General features: G+C 49.1%; 18 protein-coding genes. 15 read left to right on the top strand and 3 right to left on the bottom strand.

Annotated features, from left to right (window positions below; genetic code table 11):
• The first annotated feature begins 357 nt into the window (after positions 1-357).
• The gene (locus MAQ5080_RS14955) at positions 358-537 is read left to right on the top strand and encodes a Flp family type IVb pilin (RefSeq protein ID WP_082861118.1); all 180 of its coding nucleotides are present in this window, start codon (positions 358-360) and stop codon (positions 535-537) included.
• A gap of 100 nt (positions 538-637) precedes the next feature.
• Positions 638-1,678: a glycosyltransferase family 9 protein gene (locus MAQ5080_RS14950; protein ID WP_197464631.1), complete on the top strand. Its 1,041-nt coding sequence runs from the start codon at positions 638-640 to the stop codon at positions 1,676-1,678.
• Positions 1,679-1,740: 62 nt separating this feature from the next.
• On the opposite strand, the gene MAQ5080_RS14945 is transcribed toward MAQ5080_RS14950, so the two are convergent.
• Both MAQ5080_RS14945 and MAQ5080_RS14940 read right to left on the bottom strand, forming a co-directional pair.
• Positions 1,741-2,553, bottom strand: coding sequence for a MurR/RpiR family transcriptional regulator (locus MAQ5080_RS14945; RefSeq protein ID WP_067211423.1), 813 nt, complete (start codon positions 2,551-2,553; stop codon positions 1,741-1,743).
• A gap of 192 nt (positions 2,554-2,745) precedes the next feature.
• Positions 2,746-3,630, bottom strand: a complete 885-nt coding sequence (locus tag MAQ5080_RS14940; protein ID WP_067211426.1) for a LysR family transcriptional regulator — start codon at positions 3,628-3,630, stop codon at positions 2,746-2,748.
• Between the two features lie 343 nt (positions 3,631-3,973).
• On the opposite strand from MAQ5080_RS14940, the gene MAQ5080_RS14935 reads away from it, so the two are divergent.
• The 5 genes from MAQ5080_RS14935 (at position 3,974) to MAQ5080_RS14915 (ending at position 7,471) form a co-directional block, all read left to right on the top strand.
• Positions 3,974-4,768: a transporter substrate-binding domain-containing protein gene (locus tag MAQ5080_RS14935; protein ID WP_067211429.1), complete on the top strand. Its 795-nt coding sequence runs from the start codon at positions 3,974-3,976 to the stop codon at positions 4,766-4,768.
• 9 nt (positions 4,769-4,777) lie between these two features.
• Entirely contained in the window at positions 4,778-5,440 is a 663-nt protein-coding gene (locus MAQ5080_RS14930; protein ID WP_067211432.1) for an amino acid ABC transporter permease, read from the top strand.
• Complete coding sequence (locus MAQ5080_RS14925) at positions 5,437-6,087, top strand: amino acid ABC transporter permease (RefSeq protein WP_067211435.1); 651 nt, start codon at positions 5,437-5,439, stop codon at positions 6,085-6,087. Before MAQ5080_RS14930 ends, MAQ5080_RS14925 begins: the two co-directional genes overlap by 4 nt.
• Positions 6,074-6,802, top strand: coding sequence for an amino acid ABC transporter ATP-binding protein (locus MAQ5080_RS14920; protein ID WP_067211439.1), 729 nt, complete (start codon positions 6,074-6,076; stop codon positions 6,800-6,802). The genes MAQ5080_RS14925 and MAQ5080_RS14920 overlap by 14 nt, the downstream gene beginning before the upstream one ends.
• A 156-nt stretch (positions 6,803-6,958) precedes the next feature.
• Positions 6,959-7,471 carry an outer membrane beta-barrel protein gene (locus MAQ5080_RS14915; protein ID WP_067211442.1) on the top strand — a complete coding sequence of 171 codons (513 nt, stop codon included), beginning with the start codon at positions 6,959-6,961 and terminating at the stop codon, positions 7,469-7,471.
• Between the two features lie 56 nt (positions 7,472-7,527).
• On the opposite strand, the gene MAQ5080_RS14910 is transcribed toward MAQ5080_RS14915, so the two are convergent.
• The gene (locus tag MAQ5080_RS14910; RefSeq protein WP_067211445.1) at positions 7,528-8,016 is read right to left on the bottom strand and encodes a hypothetical protein; all 489 of its coding nucleotides are present in this window, start codon (positions 8,014-8,016) and stop codon (positions 7,528-7,530) included.
• A 195-nt stretch (positions 8,017-8,211) separates the two neighbouring features.
• Here MAQ5080_RS14910 and MAQ5080_RS14905 point away from each other — a divergent pair, with 195 nt between their 5' ends.
• The 8 genes from MAQ5080_RS14905 (at position 8,212) to MAQ5080_RS14870 (ending at position 15,155) form a co-directional block, all read left to right on the top strand.
• Positions 8,212-8,628 (top strand): GNAT family acetyltransferase, encoded by a 417-nt coding sequence (locus MAQ5080_RS14905; RefSeq protein WP_067211449.1) that lies wholly within the window; start codon positions 8,212-8,214, stop codon positions 8,626-8,628.
• Between the two features lie 117 nt (positions 8,629-8,745).
• Positions 8,746-9,144, top strand: coding sequence for a hypothetical protein (locus tag MAQ5080_RS14900; RefSeq protein WP_067211452.1), 399 nt, complete (start codon positions 8,746-8,748; stop codon positions 9,142-9,144).
• 53 nt (positions 9,145-9,197) lie between these two features.
• Complete coding sequence (locus MAQ5080_RS14895; RefSeq protein WP_067211456.1) at positions 9,198-9,779, top strand: copper chaperone PCu(A)C; 582 nt, start codon at positions 9,198-9,200, stop codon at positions 9,777-9,779.
• Positions 9,780-9,885: 106 nt separating this feature from the next.
• Positions 9,886-10,485: a gamma-glutamylcyclotransferase family protein gene (locus MAQ5080_RS14890; RefSeq protein ID WP_067211459.1), complete on the top strand. Its 600-nt coding sequence runs from the start codon at positions 9,886-9,888 to the stop codon at positions 10,483-10,485.
• Positions 10,475-11,533, top strand: coding sequence for a methyltransferase (locus MAQ5080_RS14885; protein ID WP_067211464.1), 1,059 nt, complete (start codon positions 10,475-10,477; stop codon positions 11,531-11,533). Before MAQ5080_RS14890 ends, MAQ5080_RS14885 begins: the two co-directional genes overlap by 11 nt.
• Before the next feature lie 114 nt (positions 11,534-11,647).
• On the top strand, positions 11,648-12,697 hold the full coding sequence (locus MAQ5080_RS14880; protein WP_067211466.1) for a GGDEF domain-containing protein: 1,050 nt from the start codon (positions 11,648-11,650) through the stop codon (positions 12,695-12,697).
• A 13-nt stretch (positions 12,698-12,710) separates the two neighbouring features.
• Complete coding sequence (locus MAQ5080_RS14875) at positions 12,711-13,778, top strand: GGDEF domain-containing protein (protein ID WP_368730404.1); 1,068 nt, start codon at positions 12,711-12,713, stop codon at positions 13,776-13,778.
• Positions 13,779-13,832: 54 nt separating this feature from the next.
• The gene (locus MAQ5080_RS14870; RefSeq protein ID WP_067211473.1) at positions 13,833-15,155 is read left to right on the top strand and encodes a hypothetical protein; all 1,323 of its coding nucleotides are present in this window, start codon (positions 13,833-13,835) and stop codon (positions 15,153-15,155) included.
• Positions 15,156-15,160: the final 5 nt, after the last annotated feature.

Genomic DNA, 15,160 nt, shown 5'->3' with positions numbered 1-15,160 from the left:
AGTTTTAAAGTGTCCATAGTCTCTCTTTTGTTAAATGGTTTGTTTTTTGGTCGAAACAAAAACATTTAATGAGAGAGGGGCGCCTAATACAACGCCCTTTACTGGACACACTTCTTGGGACGGTATGAATCACTGCATACTGTTGAGGGATCTGACCCCTGAAACCTCTAGCCTTTTCTCCCCGGACGGAGTCGGGTCGTACGAGCGCATAACCATTACGTTGAGCAAGGGGAAGAGATATCATTGCCATAATTATCGTCTGATAAGTGGTAAATCGCCAAAACTGGATTATGTTTAAAGAACATTCTTTAACTCGGTGATCGTATTATGATAAGGGAATTATATAGAAAGCTAACGATGGCTTTGACAAGCTTTGTCGTGTGCGAAAAAGGCGTTACCGCGATTGAATATGCTTTGGTGACGGTTGCGATATCAGCCGTTGTCTTAGTTGTCTTTAACCCGACCATAGGCCCTTTTTACGATGCGATGATAGCAGCTAAGGATGCGATTGTTTCTGTGCTGGAAGATAGCACCTAATTATTTGTGACGAGTTAAATAATGATGGCTGTTTTTTTTGTGATCTTCTAAGAACCTCGAGTACAATCTTTGATTATTTAGAAGTGAATGGAATGTCCTAATGACTCGACTGCCATCAGATCGTTTGAAGCACCTATGGTTCGAACGTGGTGCGTACGCCAACAAGAAAGCTCGCCAATATCTTAGAAATGAATTTGATCCAGCTAGCGTGAAAAAAATCACGGTGATTCGTCACGCAGCTTTGGGCGATCAAGTGATCTTACGCCCGTTTCTCGTTGAAGCACGTAAGTTCTTTCCAAATGTCGAGATTACCCTTGCAGCGGTGTCGAATTATCAATATGGCATGCCAACTGATCTGGTTGATCATGTAAACATCATGCCTGGTTCAGACATGCGCAAGACAACTGGCACGAAAGATAAAATTGCCAGTATCAAAGCGTTAGGTGAGCAGGACATTATATTTGATCTGGCCAGTACTAACCGATCACATTGGATGATGACGTTAGGGAAAGCCAAGCTTAAGATCGGCTTTCCCTATGGCAGTTTGTTACGCAAATTGCTGTGTGATGTCGCTGTATTCCGCTCTGATCTACAGCCAGAAGTAGAAGTCATGCTGGATATGTTGCGCATCCTTGGTCATACCCCTCCGACGCGCTTGGACTTTGCTTATCCAGACCAGCGTGATATGTGTGAAAAGGAAAAGCCGTTTATTCTCTACTTCAACGGTGCTTCGATGAAAGATAAGATTTTATCGAAGCAGCAGATGCGTGAAGTCGTTGAAAAAAGTATGGCGGCATTACCGGATTATCAGCATATATACCTAGAGGGTAAAAACGATTTTGAGAAAGGCGAGTTTCTGCAAGATCTAACCGGCCAAGGCAACTTCGCGATTCAGGATTGCCTACCGCTAGATGAATTGGTTTTGAAAGTGGCCCAAGCGTCTTTGCTGGTTGCACCTGATACCGGTGTCCGCAATATCGCGATTTCGACCCACACGCCAACAGTCGGTATTTTTTACTTTACCGTTCCCTATCGCTATACGCCATTGTATGAACCGCATTATATCGTGATGCGCTCAGATGCGAGCGTGCCATCCAGTGATGAGATTGTGGCAGCGACCGTGCAAGCGCTACAGTCTTAACTCGGAAACGTAAAATGCCCAGTGAATTCGACTGGGCATTTTTTTGAGTTCTGATAGGTCAGTTAAGCTTCCATCTCATCTAGGTCAGTGTACAGCTTGGAAATGGACTGTGTACGATGCTGGGCGTTTTCGCCAATCTGGGCATAGACTCGATTACACAGCATAGAGACTAAACTCATGGGGGCGGCATAACTGTAAAAGGGGTTGTTGTTACCCAAGTGACAAACCAGCACCTGGCTGACTTGTTGGTTGTATACCTGCCCTGTCGGGTCGGTAATCAAAATGGTATTGCGGCCCTCGAGAGCCTCGACAATCTTCTTGAAGATACGGGTACGGCGACGGAAGCCAAATAGCACAATGACCTCATCGTCTAAAATATCATGAAGGTCTTCACCTAAGGTTTGTCCGGGTTGTGGCAGCAAGCGCACTGAGGGGCGAATCTGCTGTAATTGCTGACGAAAGTGTAAGGCCACAGGGTAGGAGTTGCGAAAACCGATCAAGGTTACCCGCGACGCTTGTGCCAGTTGTGTGCCGACCTCTTCGAGCACGTCCGTACGCAGCCCCTCGAAGGTCAGGGACAAATTACTGAGCTCTTCTTCAGTCTGATCAATCTCGTTGCCCTGAGTTAGCACAGGGACCCCGCTTTGACGCAGTTGCAGTTGCGCCTGTTTCGCGTCCTGTTGTGATTCAAAACCTAGCTGGCGAAAGAAACGGCTTACGGTCGCTTTTGAGGTATGTGTCTGTTCTGCAATTTCCGCCGAAGTCTGACTGACGATTGCTAAAGGGTGCTGTTGCAAGTAGTTGGCAATGGTCCGCGCGGAGGGTGACAAGCTTGGGTAATTTTGCTCGATTAAAGAGAGTACATCCTGCTTCACAGTGTTTACAGCCTTCAAATAAATCTAATGGGTATACGGTAAATGAAAGCAGTGCCCGTGCCAACTGAAACAGATGTTTCAAGCAAAATTGCTGTCTCGGTAGGCTGCCTAGCGCATCAGGCAGCCTTTTATACTAATACGCCAACCTCTTTCAAAGCTGGCTGAGCAGGGCAGGTAGAGCAGTGGGAGTCCTTATTTTAAATGACTTTTAGGGATTTCCTCGCGCAGAAACTCGACCAGCTTGGTGACCTTCGGTGAAGGATACTGGCTGTGAGGATAGACGGCCCAAATGCCATCTTCAGGCTCGCGGTAGTCATCTAATACGGTGACCAACTCACCGGACTCTAGGTGGGGCAAAACGTAGTAATCGGGTAATTGAGCCAGCCCCATTCCTTTCAGGGTTGCATCAAGCAGGGCATTGCCATTATTGCAAGAGATGGAGCCTTTGGGGTGCAGCTTATGGTGTTTGCCGTCATGACAAAAGCGCCAGTAGTCGGTGCTGCCCAGTAAACAGTTGTGATGTTGCAGCTGCGCCAGTTGGGTGGGAGTACCATGTTTGGCAAGATAGTCCGGTGACGCACACAGATGCTGTACTCGCGTATCGAGTTTACGTGCAACCATACTAGAGTCCTCTAATTTGCCGAGGCGAATGGCTAGGTCAAAGCCATCGCGCAGCAAATCAAAACGTTCATTACTGAGCACTAAGTCTACAGTGAGTTGTTCGTGCTGACGCATAAAGTCGTTCACCAAGGGGGCGATCTTCTTTTCGCCATAGTTAATGGCAGCGGTGACCTTGATGTGCCCAGTTAAGACTCCTGACATGTCAATCACCGCTTGATCGGCTTGTTCAAGACCTGCCAGCAGTTGCTTGCAATGCTGATAATAAATCACGCCCACGTCTGTGAGTGACACATGGCGTGTGGTACGCAACACCAGTTTAGTGCCGAGACGTTGTTCGAGCGCTGTGATCTTGCGGCTTACTTGCGCAGTGGAGATGTCTAAGATTTTGGCCGCGCCAGTAAAACTGGCTTCATCGGCGACGGTGACGAATTCGGCGATGCCTTCCCAATGGAACATTGTTACCTATACGGAAAAATTAATTAATAATTCGAAAGATTAGCACTCAAAATGAAATAAAAACAATGTTCGCGTGACTAAAAGTGACTTCAGTCGTTTATGGCAGTTTACTGACCTGAGGTTTGGGTTGAGTTTGGTGCGATGCCTTTGGGAAAAGCATTGATATGGTGCGTTTGGATTGGTTCGCAGTAAGCGCGTAGGAGGGTTGTACGGCATACATAGTGAGAGATTGGCAACATTTCGACCAGCTTTCGCTAGCTTAGAAACTTTTGTTTCATATTGGCATGAGGGTTGCAATATGTGTTTCACAACTATCATAAAGTCACATGAGGCAACCTAAACTATGAAAGCACTAAAGCAACTGCTTGGAAAAACACTACTGGCAACGGCCTGCCTAGGAACAGCGGTCTCCGCCATGGCGGACGTATTAACGGATATCAAGGCTCGCGATGAAATTCGTATCGCGGTCCCGCAAGACTTCCCGCCGTTTGGTTCGGTTGGGGCGGATCTGAAGCCACAAGGCATTGATGTCGACATGGCCAATTATATTGCCGAGCAAATGGGCGTGGAGCTGACGATTGTGCCTGTCACCAGTGCCAACCGTATACCTTATTTGCAGACCAATAAAGTGGATTTAGTCATTTCAAGTTTAGGTAAAAACCCAGAGCGTGAAAAAGCCATCGACTTTTCAACGTCTTACGCGCCGTTTTTCTTAGGAGTGTTTGGTGAGCAAAGCATTGCGGTAGGGGCACTACAAGACCTCTCTGGTCAGACCGTGGGGGTGACCCGTGGCTCGGTAGAAGATTTAGAGCTTGAGAAAAGCGCGCCGAGCGATGTCACCATTCAACGTTTTGAAGACAACAACACCACCTTAACCGCTTACCTCTCTGGCCAAGTGAACCTGATTGCAACGGGTAATTTGGTGGCAACGGAAATCTCTAAGCGCCGCCCAGCGCGTGCCCCAGAAGCGAAGTTTATGCTCAAAGATTCGCCTTGTTACATCGGCATGGCGAAGGGCGAAGCGGCCCTTCAGGCTGAGGTAAATGCCATCGTCGCTAAGGCCTTAGCTGAAGGCAAGCTGAATGAGATCTCATTAAAATGGTTGAAAGCGCCGCTGCCGCAAGGCTTCGGAGCGTAGGGTAAAGCCATGCTGAATTTCTCAGATCTTTTACCTTATACGGACGTGTTTCTTAGTGGTCTAATGACCACCATGGAGCTAACTGTCCTGACCACTGCTTTGGGGGTCTTAGTTGGAACCACCTGCGCAGCCATCCGACAATATGGTAATGGCACCAGCCAGCGAACGGTGGCGGCGTATGTGGAGCTGATCCGTAATACCCCCTTTATTGTGCAGTTATTCTTTATCTTTTTTGGCCTACCGGCGGTAGGGCTGATTCTGACGTCATGGCAAGCCAGCATCATCGCCCTAACCATTAACCTTGGGGCCTACAGCACCGAGATTATCCGTGCTGGCCTGAGCAATATCTCCAAGGGCCAATGGGAAGCCGCGAAGGTATTAGGCTTAAACTTCCGTCAAACCTTATTACGTGTGGTGTTTACCCCTGCCTTTGAAAAAATCTATCCGGCACTGACCAGCCAATGCATCATTGTCATGCTGGGGTCGGCGGTCTTATCTCAGATCTCAGTGCAGGATCTCACCTACGCCGCAAACTTGGTGCAATCGCGTAACTTTCGCGCTTTTGAAAGCTATGTCGTGACAGCCTTGATGTACTTAGGCTTGGCCATGTTGATGCGATATGTCTTTGTTCTTATTGGCAAGCGACTGTTCGCCTTCCGGGAGGCATCATGATTGAATTTTCTAACTGGGATATCTTGCGCAACCTGTTGCTTGCGGCCCAATGGACCCTGCTACTTTCCATCGCTGCATTTATCGGCGGCACCGTGGTAGCACTGACCCTGACAGCGATGCGTTTAACGCGCAATGTGGTCGTGATGCGTATCGTCAGGGTTTATGTGGAGCTGTTTCAAGGTACGCCGTTGTTAATGCAGATGTTTCTCTGCTTTTTTGGTTTATCCATGATCGGCTATGAGATCTCTGCGTGGGGCGCTGCGATTTTGTCTTTAACGCTGTTTACCAGTGCCTTTCTGGTGGAAATCTGGCGTGGTTGTATTGATACCCTGCCTAAGGGACAGTGGGAAGCGAGCCGTGTACTCGGACTGAATTTTCTACAAACATTACGTCATGTGATCCTGCCACAAGCGACGAAAGTCGCGTTTGCGCCGACCGTGGGCTTTTCGGTGCAAGTCGTGAAAGGCACGGCCTTAGCATCAGTGATTGGCTTTGTCGAACTGACTAAAGCCGGCACCATGCTCAACAATGCCACCTTTGAGCCATTTAAAGTGTTTGCCTTTGTGGCACTCATTTACTTTGCGTTGTGTTACCCACTGTCTTTGTGCAGTAAGTATTTGGAGAAGAAATATCATGTCGCTCGTTAAGCTTGATCAAGTCCATAAATATTATGGCGACTTCCATGTGCTCAAAGGCATTGATCTTAATATTAAAGTAGGGGAAGTGGTGTCGATCATTGGTAAGAGTGGTTCGGGAAAAAGTACCTTGCTGCGCTGTATCAATGGCTTAGAAGCCTATCAACAAGGGGGAATTGCCGTCGATGATAAAGAAGTGACTTCTGAAGACATCCAAGTTCGTCGTTTGGCTTTGAGCGTCGGCATGATTTTCCAAAGTTTTAATCTCTTTCCACACCTTACGGTAGGGGAGAACATCATGCTGGCACCGACCATCGTGTTGAAAAAATCCAAGCAAGAGGCGGAGAAAACCGCCCGTGCTATGCTGGAAAAAGTCGGCCTTGGGGATAAGTTTGATCGTTACCCAGAAAAACTGTCCGGTGGACAACAACAGCGGGTTGCGATTGCGCGGGCATTAGCGATGAACCCGAAAGTCTTGTTGTGTGATGAAATCACTTCCGCACTCGATCCAGAACTGGTTGGTGATGTGTTAAAAGTGCTGGAGCAATTGGCGGCCGAGGGCATGACATTAATCCTCGTCACCCATGAAATGAACTTTGCACGTGATGTGGGGGACCGTGTTGTGTTTATGCATCAAGGCAAGGTCTGGGAAGAAGGCAACTCGAAAAAGCTGCTGTCTGAGCCGCAGACGGAAGAGCTAAAGCAGTTTATTGGTGCTGTATTGTAAGCCCATGTAGGGTATCTGTTGTGCCCGCTAAGTCATTTATCCCAGAGCTATTTCTTTTAAGAACTCGTTTTATTGAGAGTTTCTACTATCTTAAATAAAAGGTAACTGGTTGCTTCCAGGCGGAATCTAATTGAAGACTTGATAAAGGGAATCGATATGAAGAAAGTGCTTGCTGGTGTTATTTTGACTATGACGGCTGCCAGTGTTTCAGCCGCAAACTATTACGCGCCATCCGATAACCTGATCGGTGGCTTAAGCTATGTTAGTCTGTCGGAGGATGATGTCGATGTGACCGTGGGGGCGCTGGTCGGCTCGATTGCGTCTCAGCACAATGTCACGGACCAATTCTCGTTGGTACCTGAATTGCGCTTAGGGGCTGGGGTGAAAGACGATAAAGTTGTGCTGGGCGAAGTTAAGCTTGAGTACTTTGCGGCGATATCCGTCAAGGCGCAGCTGGACGTGACCGATTCCTTCTATGTCTATGCTAGCCCTTCTTACGCCTATCGCAGCCTTGAAGCCTCATCCGGGATCGACATTGGCTCTGATTCGGACTTTGGTATTGGTGCGGGCGCTGGGTTTGAGTTCTATCCGGGGGTGGCTGCAGAGCTTTCCTATGAACGCTTCAGTAACTTTGGCGTGGCCAGCTTTGGCCTGAAGTTCCCTATGTAAATTACAGGTCACCATTAAAAAAGCTAGCCCGAGTGAGCTAGCTTTTTTAATGTCTCTTAAAGAGCCTCATTGGGGTTGTCGATGTCGAACAGATAGCCCCATTCTTTAGCACGCCCCATCGCGTCCTTCATCTTCACTTTGAGCACCCATTGCATGCGATCGTCTGTACACAGTGGTACCACGACTTGGCTGTGCCAAGTATTGTCTGGGCGTTTACTCAGAGGGTATTCATACACACCAAGGTACATATCGCGGCCTTCCAAGACGAGTGTCACCTCTTGCGCATTCTGAACCGCTTTGGGAAGCTCCAACGTGGTGCTGATGCGGCGATTAAGACGAATGCCATCCTCAAATTGGACGGTGGCGCCGTTAAACCGCTCTGGGGTTTCTTGTAAGGTGCACAAGCCGGTGTCGAGGCTGCATGGACCGAGTGCCTCTGGCAGTGGATCTTCTGAGTGGATCATTTTGACAATGGCTGCCACACCAAACACTGAGACAAATGCACCAGCGTAAAATAGCAGCTCAAATTTGCTGAAAGCTTTCATAGGTTGCGGTTCTTTTGATCGGTTTTTTTAGCTTGTACGTATTTTACCCTGTTACAGACCACGAGGGCAGGGAAGAGTTCGGAGCAATCTAGATTTTAGTCGCATAGAGAAGCGCATTTTGCCCGTCATGATGGGCATATGGGTTGCTTTTGTATATATTGAAGAGAACCAGGTGTACTCATAGGAGAAGATGTTATGACAATAAGAAGGGTACAACCAATTGATTTGGAACCGCTTGTTGAGCTTTGGGAAATGGTGTTCCCAGACGATCCTTCGCACAATGCTCCCAGATCGATGCTGCCAACCAAGCTTGATGTGGACGACTTAATTTTGGTCGCTTGGGACGAGGGGCAATTAGTCGGAGCCTGCATGCTAGGTTACGACGGCCATCGCGGCTGGTTGTATGCGGTGGCGGTGCATCCAGACCATCGCCGTAAACACATTGGCGCGGATCTGATTCAGAGCGCATTTGAAACGCTGAAGTCGCTCGGCTGTATTAAGGTCAATCTACAAGTCCGAGAAGTCAATAACCCCGAATTGGTGGCCTTTTATGAGTCACTAGGGTTTCAAGTAGAAGAGCGCATCAGCATGGGTAAGCTGCTGGACGAGTAACTCTGGCCGAGCACCTAAGCACACAGGGGCGTGCCAAGATGGCGCTTCGTTGTCCTCGTTCTATGCTTTTGTGGTCACTTTCTCTACAATAAGGCCACTCTTTTCAGCGGTAAGATCATGTCGACAACATTAGCTGCTCGTTTGCGTAAATCAGGACGCTGGGTATTATTCGCCTGGATGCTGTCCTTGCTTGGCCCTCTGGTGGTGCCGACGCAACCCGTGCTGCAAGATGATTACGTGGTCTTGCGCGTGTGCAGTTTGATGAACGGCGTCCAGTTCGTCACAGTACCACTCTCCGAATTCTCCGATAGCAACGTTAAGGATCATATTGGTCAGCTGCATGCGAGCTGCAAATGTGGTTTGAATGTTGATCACCTTTCTATTATTGCGACAGACTTTGCGCTGTCGATGACGAATTTTGCGCCAGTGCGCTGGGCAATCCCTGTTAATGGGCACGTTATGGCGACTTTCGCTGCTCATTATTCCCCCCGTGCACCGCCACTCACCTTGGCCTAACTCGACGATATAATTGAAGTTTTTGATGATCTTTTTGTTAGTAAGGTGTTTTTATGTCTATTCGTATGTTTTCCAAACTGGCGCTTACGCTGGCCGCCGCAACATCCACTCTAGCGCTGGCTGCCTCTCTTGAAGTCGTTGACCCTGCTGTGCGTGCTATGCCTCCGGGTGCCCCTGCAAGCGGTGCTTATGTCACCCTAGTCAACCATTCTGATCAAGAGCGTTTCTTGGTCGATGTTGAGAGCGCGGCGGCAGATACCGTGGAAGTCCACGTGAGTAAAATGCAGGGTGAAACCATGGTCATGAATCGTGTGGCGCAAATCGTTGTTCCGGCACATGGTCAGGCGATGTTGAAGCCGGGTGGCTACCATATTATGTTGATTGGCTTATCGAAACCGCTACAGGCGGGTGATCAAGTGGATTTCACCTTGGTGATGAAAAACGGTGAGCGCATTCCAATGCAAGCGCCAGTGCTATCCCCAGAAGAGATGGCTAAATACACGCCAATGAAGGCAATGGACCACTCAAATATGCACCACGGTGAGATGGATCACTCTAATATGGCGCACGGCAAGAAAGCCCACGGGCATGCACAAGAAAAAATGGAGAAGGGCGAACATCACGCTCACCATTAAGCGACTGCAAGGCTAGGTTACGCTAATAATCTAGCCTCCGCCCTTGCGGCACGTTATTATGGCGACTTGAAAATCATTCTTGCTTATCCCGTCTACAGGAGGGTTCATGAGTCGCCATTACATCCTTGGCTATGGCAGCCTAATCAGCTCAGAAAGTCGTGCAAAAACGGGTGAAACAGGCCGCGTCTGGCCCGTGAAACTGCATGGCTATGAACGTTCTTGGGCGGTGATGTCGAAAGCCCTCGGCATGAGCTCTGTGGCGGTGATGAAAGCCGAAGACAAAGCGTGTAATGGGGTACTGATTGAAGTGGCCGAAGACCAGTTCCCTCTTTTCGATGAGCGTGAACAGGGCTACCAACGCTCTCAAATTGCCTCACATCAGCTACAGCCTTACCTCGATGAACCCTTGCCACAAGGTACCTACTGGGTCTACCACGCGGAACAGGTGGTGGCGCCTTGTCAGGTGTACCCGATCGTCCTGAGCTACGTGGATGTGATCTTGTCTGGGTGCTTGGAGCATGGTGACCACTTTGCTCGCGATTTTGTTGAACTCACACTCGGCTGGCAGTCGCCTTTAGTGAACGATCGCCCTGCCCCTGTGTATCCAAGAGCGCAAACCGAATTATCGACTGAGCAGCTCAACCCTTGGTTGGCGCCAGTCTCGACTTTGACTTTACATGAGCTAACTCTTTCTTATGACTCTTAATCCTCCTAGCTTGTTGCTAGAGCGTAACGAAACACAATTCTCCGGCAAGGTGCTGTTTGCCAACCCTGAAGACACTTATCCTCGCGTGCTGAGTCGCGCAGCCGAGGTCTTTGCTTGGTGTCAGTCGTACGCCAGCTATGAACAACTTGGTCGGGTCGGTATGAGTGAAGACGCTCTGCATTTTGGCGCACAATGGGATGCCTCTAAGGCGTCAGATTTTGATCATGTGATTATTTATCAGCCAAAAGCCAAAGAACTGTTGGATTATTTACTCGCCGTGACCTTACCGCTGCTAAAACAAGGCGGCTCTGTTTGGTTAGTGGGTGACAACAAAAGCGGCGTCAAATCCGCTATGAAGCGCCTTGTTACACCGTTAGAAGAAGTCGGCAAAGTTGACAGCGCTAAGCACTGTTTGTTGTTTTGTGGCCGTAAGCTAGGCGAAGCAAAGCCATTTGTTTTCGAAGACTGGATTACTTCATGGCAACAAGAGGTAGCGGGGCAGACGGTCACTCTATGCAGTATTCCGGGCGTATTTGGCCACGGCAAGCTTGATAAGGGCACCGCACTACTGCTGGAACAACTAGCAAAGCATCGTTTTATGAGCGGCGTAGAAAACGCGCGCTTGCTCGATTTTGGTTGTGGTGATGGCATCATCAGTATTTGGCTGCATAAGAAAACAGGAGCCAGCATCAGTGCCTTGGACGATTCGGCGTTGGCGCTGAAGGCCACCGAATTGACCTTTGCGGCCAACCAAGCCAGTGAAGCATTAACTGCCATTGCATCCAATGGCCTGACCAATGCCAAAGGCCGTTATAACTACGTGATCACCAACCCGCCGTTCCATACTGGTATTAGCACGGATTACTCCATCGCGGAGCGCTTCTTTATTGATGTGAAAAAGCACCTAACGCTCAACGGTGAGTTGTTTGTTGTGGCGAACGATTTCCTACGCTACCCACCGCTGATGGATGCCGCCTTGGGCAAACACCAAACTTTGCTTAAAGGCAGTGGCTTTGCGGTGTATCATGCACGGCAGCAGAAGAGCTAATCATCCCCTGCAACCGCGACTGTGTCGGGTTGCAGGACTCTTGATAGTTGCCATTTTGTGGTCATGGAATGGCAGTAGTCTAAACGCTGTTAGGCATTACATGGAGTACGCCTTATGATTCAGTATTTAATGTCTAGCTACTTAGGTATCAACAAGCAAGATGAGCATTATCGACATGTCAGTCTGGTTTTGATTTATGCGATTTCTTGTGTCTGCGTTACCACCTTCTACTGCTTCTATAACACCCTAATCTTTGATTACCCAAAAATGTTCCTGATCGATTTGGCAGGGACCATTGTTGGCCTGTTGGCATTGTATGTATTGTTAGGGCTCAAGCGTATTCGATTGGCCTCGTGGATCCTTTTGTTGATGGCCGCCGGAGTCGTGTTAGCGGTCATTTTGTCTAGGGTCAATGCTAACTACAGCATGGCTTGGGCCATGATCATTCCGCTGATGAGTGTCTTCTTGCTGGGCTATCTTTGGGGCACGGTGTTCAGTTTGGGCTACCTAGCCCTCGTTGTCTGGATTGCGCGGCAAGGTCTTGAAACATGGCAGGCGGCGCCATGGGATGTTGGCTCGGCCGTCAATGTGGTCGCGATTTACCTACTGCTATTTATGCTCTCTTGTTACTTTGAAGCCAGTCGACGATCCGCCCATAAGTTATTGCAGGCCTCCAATCAAAAACTGGCCCATTTGGCGTCTACTGATGTGCTGACAGGGCTCAAAAATCGTCGCTCGATTGAAGACTACTTATTGGCTCATGACCGCCAGCCGCTGTTTCTGGCGATGATCGATGTGGACGACTTTAAGCACATTAATGACGACTTTGGTCACAATACCGGTGATGAGGTCTTGGTGGCGCTGGCCCAGTTGATGCAACAGCTGGTTGGCGATCATGGTGTCGTGGGGCGCTGGGGCGGAGAAGAGTTTGTCATTGTATTTGATGACAGCAATGTCGAAGCCTTTGAGGCGTTATTGATCCAACTGGTGCAAGGTGTGGCGGCCACTGGGTTTGGCGTTTCGCGCTCAGTTACGATCAGTGTTGGCGGCAGTCGACACACGGGCGCCGATCATAAATTGACCTTACGTGCCGCGGATGAGGCACTTTATGAAGTGAAACAGAAGGGGAAAAATGGTTACAAGATCGCAATGGCGTCAGCATGAAGAGGGCTAGGCTCTGATTCGTCATGTATTAAAGCGTTACCTTGATGTAACGCCTGCCCACAGTGACTATCGTCAGCTGAGCTTAACGTTTAGCTGTGCCTGCGTTTGTACCCTGATTGCGGCATTTTATTGTTATTACAACTCTGTGTTACGCTTTTTTCCGCCGCTTCTGATCGTTGATGCGATGGCTGTCGTGTTAGGTCTGAGTTCAGTATTTGCCTTGCTGGGTCTCAAGCGCCCTCAGTTATCCCGTTACATTTTGCTCATGCTGGTGGTGTTAGTGTGCTTTTCAGCTATGTTGATTAAGGGCAATCAGGGGTACAACCTTGCTTGGGCTTTTATCTGCCCGCCGTTAAGCATTTTCTTGCTTGGCTATCGACGTGGCGCTGTCATCAGTGGCCTCTATCTCGCTATGGTGGTGGGTTTAATGGTGGCCCAAGGCGATAGCTGGCAAGCGACGCAATGGCATGGCGGTGCGCTGGCAAATATCATCATGATTTACCTAGGTTTATTCGCCTTTGCTTGCCACTACGAAGCCAGTCGTAGAAGCTCCCATGAACATCTGCGTGAGGCGAATGCAAAGCTTGCTTTGTTAGCGATCCAAGACGATCTGACAGGGCTTTATAACCGTCGTTATATTGAAGATCTGTTGCTCAACTCAGAACAAGAGTCGATCTTTGTCGCCATGGTTGATATTGATGATTTCAAATCTATCAACGATCGCTATGGCCACCCTGTTGGAGATGAGGTCTTAAAACAGACGGCTCATATCCTGCAGGATGTGGTGGCAGAAGAGGGCATTGTTGGTCGCTGGGGCGGTGAAGAATTTATCATTGTGCATTATGCGGATCAGCCGTCAGTGTTCGTAAACTTGCTGGAAGCACTGGTGCAGCAAGTGCGCCAGCGTTCAAACCAGTATGGTCCATCGGTCACCATCAGTGTCGGTGGTAGCACCTACTATAAGCAATTCCATAAAGCTTCCCTGCATCACGTGGATCATGCCTTGTACGATGCTAAAGAGTCCGGCAAAAACGACTACCGTATTGTGCGTCATGCATACCATGGCGATCTCTTGCTTTAATAAGGCAGAAGGACGTTATGGCTAGCCATTTATTCAGGAGACGATCACTGTTCTATGGGGTTTGCTAAAGCTTCGCTCAATATAAAAACGCTCGGCGGTTATGGAGTAGCCCTTGGGTGTGGCCTGTTTTTATTGGCATTACTACCAGGTTTCAACAGCTTAACGGTGCTTTCCGCATGGGCCTATTGGTTGGTCTGTATCGGCTCTTGGCCACGTATTAATGGCCGCAATAAACGTCAAATCGCGTTCTTGATCGGGGGCGGCTTGGTCGCGTTAGCCGTAGCGCTTAAGACCAATGTAGAGATTCCTTATTTACATCTATTGGAAGGCAACTTGGCAATCGTAGCCATGCTCTCGGCGGTGTCTTTCTTGGGGCTGTTGCCAGACACCGTGAAACAGAGTCGTGCCATCCAAGGTGGCAAAGGGGTATTGAGCACCTGGGCCAGTGTGCACCTGCTCGGCTCGGTCATCAATATGTCTGCAGTATTTGTGGTTGGGGATAAGTTACAGCGCTTATCCAAAGAACTGTCCACAGCGCAGTTCTCAGTATTAATTCGAGCGTTAACGAGTGCAGCTTGGTGGTCACCATTTTTTGGCTCCATGGCGGTGGCGTTGTCGATCGCGCCACAGGCGGAGTTTCACCACTTGGCGATGATTGGTGTGCCGATTGCCTTGCTGGCGTGTTTGGTGTCTGTTTGGGAATTCAAACGTAACGGTTCGATGATTCAGTTTGTCGGCTTCCCGTTAGCGCTTAACGCACTCATCTTTCCTGCGACCTTAGCCTTATTAGTGCTTGTGGTGCATTACTTTATCTTCCCCAGTATGGCGATTTTGGCGGTGGTCACATTACTCAGTCCGCTATCAGTAGTAGTCTTGCTGCTATTGCGCTATGGGCCACGGCATACGAAACAGCGCCTATCGGAGCATGCCCATATCCGCTTGGCAAATATGGGCAATGAGCTGTCATTGTTCTTAGCGGCCGGCTTTTTAAGCACCACCGTCAGCCTCGCCTTAAAAGGTGTGCTAGGAGAGGGCTGGTCTTTATTTGCGCACTTCGGTTTTCTAGAAGCCTATCTTTGCTTCCTTGCTATTTGTGGCATTGCGCTGCTGGGCTTACACCCCATAGTAGGGATCTCGTTAATGAGTTCCATGGTGCCTTTTGACGACGCGAATAATACTCTGTTGGCGTTTGTGGCCCTGTGCGCTTGGGCGGTGGGCACAACGATCAGTCCGCTGTCCGGTATTAATCTATCGGTCGCGGGTAAATACACGGTTGATAACTTTAAGCTGGCCAAAGCTAACTTGTTGTATGGCGCTATCATGTCGCTATGCGTGGCGCTGGGCATGTGGCTCCTCAGCTGGAGCTTGCAGGCGTAAGCCTG

The organism is Marinomonas aquimarina (genome assembly GCF_900089755.1).
GTDB lineage: Bacteria > Pseudomonadota > Gammaproteobacteria > Pseudomonadales > Marinomonadaceae > Marinomonas > Marinomonas aquimarina.
The sequence above is the reverse complement of the archived record's forward strand: the minus strand, read 5'-3'. Positions and strand labels throughout refer to the sequence as shown.

What these genes read in the sequence shown, in the direction of transcription:
- MAQ5080_RS14955 (WP_082861118.1), top strand. Translation starts at nt 358, where the DNA reads ATGGCTTTGACAAGCTTTGTCGTGTGCGAAAAAGGCGTTACCGCGATT.
- MAQ5080_RS14950 (WP_197464631.1), top strand. Translation starts at nt 638, where the DNA reads ATGACTCGACTGCCATCAGATCGTTTGAAGCACCTATGGTTCGAACGT.
- MAQ5080_RS14940 (WP_067211426.1), bottom strand. Translation starts at nt 3,630, where the DNA reads ATGTTCCATTGGGAAGGCATCGCCGAATTCGTCACCGTCGCCGATGAA.
- MAQ5080_RS14935 (WP_067211429.1), top strand. Translation starts at nt 3,974, where the DNA reads ATGAAAGCACTAAAGCAACTGCTTGGAAAAACACTACTGGCAACGGCC.
- MAQ5080_RS14930 (WP_067211432.1), top strand. Translation starts at nt 4,778, where the DNA reads ATGCTGAATTTCTCAGATCTTTTACCTTATACGGACGTGTTTCTTAGT.
- MAQ5080_RS14925 (WP_067211435.1), top strand. Translation starts at nt 5,437, where the DNA reads ATGATTGAATTTTCTAACTGGGATATCTTGCGCAACCTGTTGCTTGCG.
- MAQ5080_RS14920 (WP_067211439.1), top strand. Translation starts at nt 6,074, where the DNA reads ATGTCGCTCGTTAAGCTTGATCAAGTCCATAAATATTATGGCGACTTC.
- MAQ5080_RS14915 (WP_067211442.1), top strand. Translation starts at nt 6,959, where the DNA reads ATGAAGAAAGTGCTTGCTGGTGTTATTTTGACTATGACGGCTGCCAGT.
- MAQ5080_RS14910 (WP_067211445.1), bottom strand. Translation starts at nt 8,016, where the DNA reads ATGAAAGCTTTCAGCAAATTTGAGCTGCTATTTTACGCTGGTGCATTT.
- MAQ5080_RS14905 (WP_067211449.1), top strand. Translation starts at nt 8,212, where the DNA reads ATGACAATAAGAAGGGTACAACCAATTGATTTGGAACCGCTTGTTGAG.
- MAQ5080_RS14900 (WP_067211452.1), top strand. Translation starts at nt 8,746, where the DNA reads ATGTCGACAACATTAGCTGCTCGTTTGCGTAAATCAGGACGCTGGGTA.
- MAQ5080_RS14895 (WP_067211456.1), top strand. Translation starts at nt 9,198, where the DNA reads ATGTCTATTCGTATGTTTTCCAAACTGGCGCTTACGCTGGCCGCCGCA.
- MAQ5080_RS14890 (WP_067211459.1), top strand. Translation starts at nt 9,886, where the DNA reads ATGAGTCGCCATTACATCCTTGGCTATGGCAGCCTAATCAGCTCAGAA.
- MAQ5080_RS14885 (WP_067211464.1), top strand. Translation starts at nt 10,475, where the DNA reads ATGACTCTTAATCCTCCTAGCTTGTTGCTAGAGCGTAACGAAACACAA.
- MAQ5080_RS14880 (WP_067211466.1), top strand. Translation starts at nt 11,648, where the DNA reads ATGATTCAGTATTTAATGTCTAGCTACTTAGGTATCAACAAGCAAGAT.
- MAQ5080_RS14870 (WP_067211473.1), top strand. Translation starts at nt 13,833, where the DNA reads ATGGGGTTTGCTAAAGCTTCGCTCAATATAAAAACGCTCGGCGGTTAT.